The sequence below is a fragment of the Ewingella sp. AOP8-B2-18 genome (genome assembly GCF_052376015.1).
Classification (GTDB): domain Bacteria; phylum Pseudomonadota; class Gammaproteobacteria; order Enterobacterales; family Enterobacteriaceae; genus Ewingella; species Ewingella allii.
In genome coordinates this window covers 1-3,127 of the sequence record NZ_JBQSVB010000042.1, presented here as the reverse complement: position 1 = coordinate 3,127, position 3,127 = coordinate 1, and the positions used below count along the sequence as shown (strand labels likewise).

General features: G+C 52.5%; 1 rRNA gene. It reads left to right on the top strand.

The window, feature by feature from the left end:
* The first annotated feature begins 144 nt into the window (after positions 1-144).
* Positions 145-3,052, top strand: a 23S ribosomal RNA gene (locus ACT3RR_RS22975).
* Positions 3,053-3,127 lie beyond the last annotated feature (75 nt).

Here is a 3,127-nt window from a genome sequence, read left to right as displayed (position 1 = left end):
TTGCTCTTTAACAATCTGGAACAAGCTGAAAATTGAAACGACACAGCTGAAACTTATCTCTCCGTAGAAGTACTGAGATAAGGAGTACCCTGTGTTGAGTCTCTCAAGACTCGCAAACCGAGGTGAAACACCTTCGGGTTGTGAGGTTAAGCGACTAAGCGTACACGGTGGATGCCTAGGCAGTCAGAGGCGATGAAGGGCGTGCTAATCTGCGAAAAGCGTCGGTAAGGTGATATGAACCGTTATACCCGACGATACCCGAATGGGGAAACCCAGTGTGATACGTCACACTATTGCATGGTGAATACATAGCCATGCAAGGCGAACCGGGGGAACTGAAACATCTAAGTACCCCGAGGAAAAGAAATCAACCGAGATTCCCCCAGTAGCGGCGAGCGAACGGGGAAGAGCCCAGAACCTGAATCAGTTTGTGCATTAGTGGAAGCGTCTGGAAGGTCGCACAGTATAGGGTGATAGTCCCGTACACAAAAATGCACTTGTTGTGAGTTCGATGAGTAGGGCGGGACACGTGACATCCTGTCTGAATATGGGGGGACCATCCTCCAAGGCTAAATACTCCTGACTGACCGATAGTGAACCAGTACCGTGAGGGAAAGGCGAAAAGAACCCCGGCGAGGGGAGTGAAATAGAACCTGAAACCGTGTACGTACAAGCAGTGGGAGCCTACTTTGTTGGGTGACTGCGTACCTTTTGTATAATGGGTCAGCGACTTATATTTTGTAGCAAGGTTAACCGAATAGGGGAGCCGTAGGGAAACCGAGTCTTAACTGGGCGTCAAGTTGCAAGGTATAGACCCGAAACCCGGTGATCTAGCCATGGGCAGGTTGAAGGTTGGGTAACACTAACTGGAGGACCGAACCGACTAATGTTGAAAAATTAGCGGATGACTTGTGGCTGGGGGTGAAAGGCCAATCAAACCGGGAGATAGCTGGTTCTCCCCGAAAGCTATTTAGGTAGCGCCTCGTGAACTCATCTTCGGGGGTAGAGCACTGTTTCGACTAGGGGGCCATCCCGGCTTACCAACTCGATGCAAACTACGAATACCGAAGAATGTTATCACGGGAGACACACGGCGGGTGCTAACGTCCGTCGTGAAGAGGGAAACAACCCAGACCGCCAGCTAAGGTCCCAAAGTCATGGTTAAGTGGGAAACGATGTGGGAAGGCATAGACAGCCAGGATGTTGGCTTAGAAGCAGCCATCATTTAAAGAAAGCGTAATAGCTCACTGGTCGAGTCGGCCTGCGCGGAAGATGTAACGGGGCTAAACCATGCACCGAAGCTGCGGCAGCGACGCTTAGGCGTTGTTGGGTAGGGGAGCGTTCTGTAAGCCGTTGAAGGTGGCCTGTGAGGGCTGCTGGAGGTATCAGAAGTGCGAATGCTGACATAAGTAACGATAATGCGGGTGAAAAACCCGCACGCCGGAAGACCAAGGGTTCCTGTCCAACGTTAATCGGGGCAGGGTGAGTCGACCCCTAAGGCGAGGCTGAAAAGCGTAGTCGATGGGAAACAGGTTAATATTCCTGTACTTGGTGTTACTGCGAAGGGGGGACGGAGAAGGCTAGGCTGGCCGGGCGACGGTTGTCCCGGTTCAAGCGTGTAGGGGTGTGGTCCTGGTAAATCCGGACCGCTTTAACCCTGAGGCGTGATAACGAGCCACTACGGTGGTGAAGTAGCTGATGCCCTGCTTCCAGGAAAAGCCTCTAAGCTCCAGGTAACACGAAATCGTACCCCAAACCGACACAGGTGGTCAGGTAGAGAATACTCAGGCGCTTGAGAGAACTCGGGTGAAGGAACTAGGCAAAATGGTGCCGTAACTTCGGGAGAAGGCACGCTGGCGCGTAGGTGAAGAGACTTGCTCTCGGAGCCGAAGCCAGTCGCAGATACCAGCTGGCTGCAACTGTTTAATAAAAACACAGCACTGTGCAAACACGAAAGTGGACGTATACGGTGTGACGCCTGCCCGGTGCCGGAAGGTTAATTGATGGGGTTATCCGCAAGGAGAAGCTCTTGATCGAAGCCCCGGTAAACGGCGGCCGTAACTATAACGGTCCTAAGGTAGCGAAATTCCTTGTCGGGTAAGTTCCGACCTGCACGAATGGCGTAATGATGGCCAGGCTGTCTCCACCCGAGACTCAGTGAAATTGAACTCGCTGTGAAGATGCAGTGTACCCGCGGCAAGACGGAAAGACCCCGTGAACCTTTACTATAGCTTGACACTGAACATTGAGCCTTGATGTGTAGGATAGGTGGGAGGCTTTGAAGCGTGGACGCCAGTCTGCGTGGAGCCAACCTTGAAATACCACCCTTTAATGTTTGATGTTCTAACTCGGCCCCGTGATCCGGGGTGAGGACAGTGTCTGGTGGGTAGTTTGACTGGGGCGGTCTCCTCCTAAAGAGTAACGGAGGAGCACGAAGGTTAGCTAATCACGGTCGGACATCGTGAGGTTAGTGCAATGGCATAAGCTAGCTTGACTGCGAGAGTGACGGCTCGAGCAGGTACGAAAGTAGGTCATAGTGATCCGGTGGTTCTGAATGGAAGGGCCATCGCTCAACGGATAAAAGGTACTCCGGGGATAACAGGCTGATACCGCCCAAGAGTTCATATCGACGGCGGTGTTTGGCACCTCGATGTCGGCTCATCACATCCTGGGGCTGAAGTAGGTCCCAAGGGTATGGCTGTTCGCCATTTAAAGTGGTACGCGAGCTGGGTTTAGAACGTCGTGAGACAGTTCGGTCCCTATCTGCCGTGGGCGTTGGAAGATTGAGAGGGGCTGCTCCTAGTACGAGAGGACCGGAGTGGACGCATCACTGGTGTTCGGGTTGTCATGCCAATGGCATTGCCCGGTAGCTAAATGCGGAAAAGATAAGCGCTGAAAGCATCTAAGCGCGAAACTTGCCTCGAGATGAGTCTTCCCTGTGGCTTTAAGCCACCTGAAGGGACGTTTAAGACTAAGACGTTGATAGGCTGGGTGTGTAAGTGCAGCGATGCATTGAGCTAACCAGTACTAATGACCCGAGAGGCTTAACCTTACAACACCGAAGGTGTTTTGGTCTGAGAGACGAGACGAGATTTTCAGCGAAGTTCCGAGATTGGTTCGCATGGCG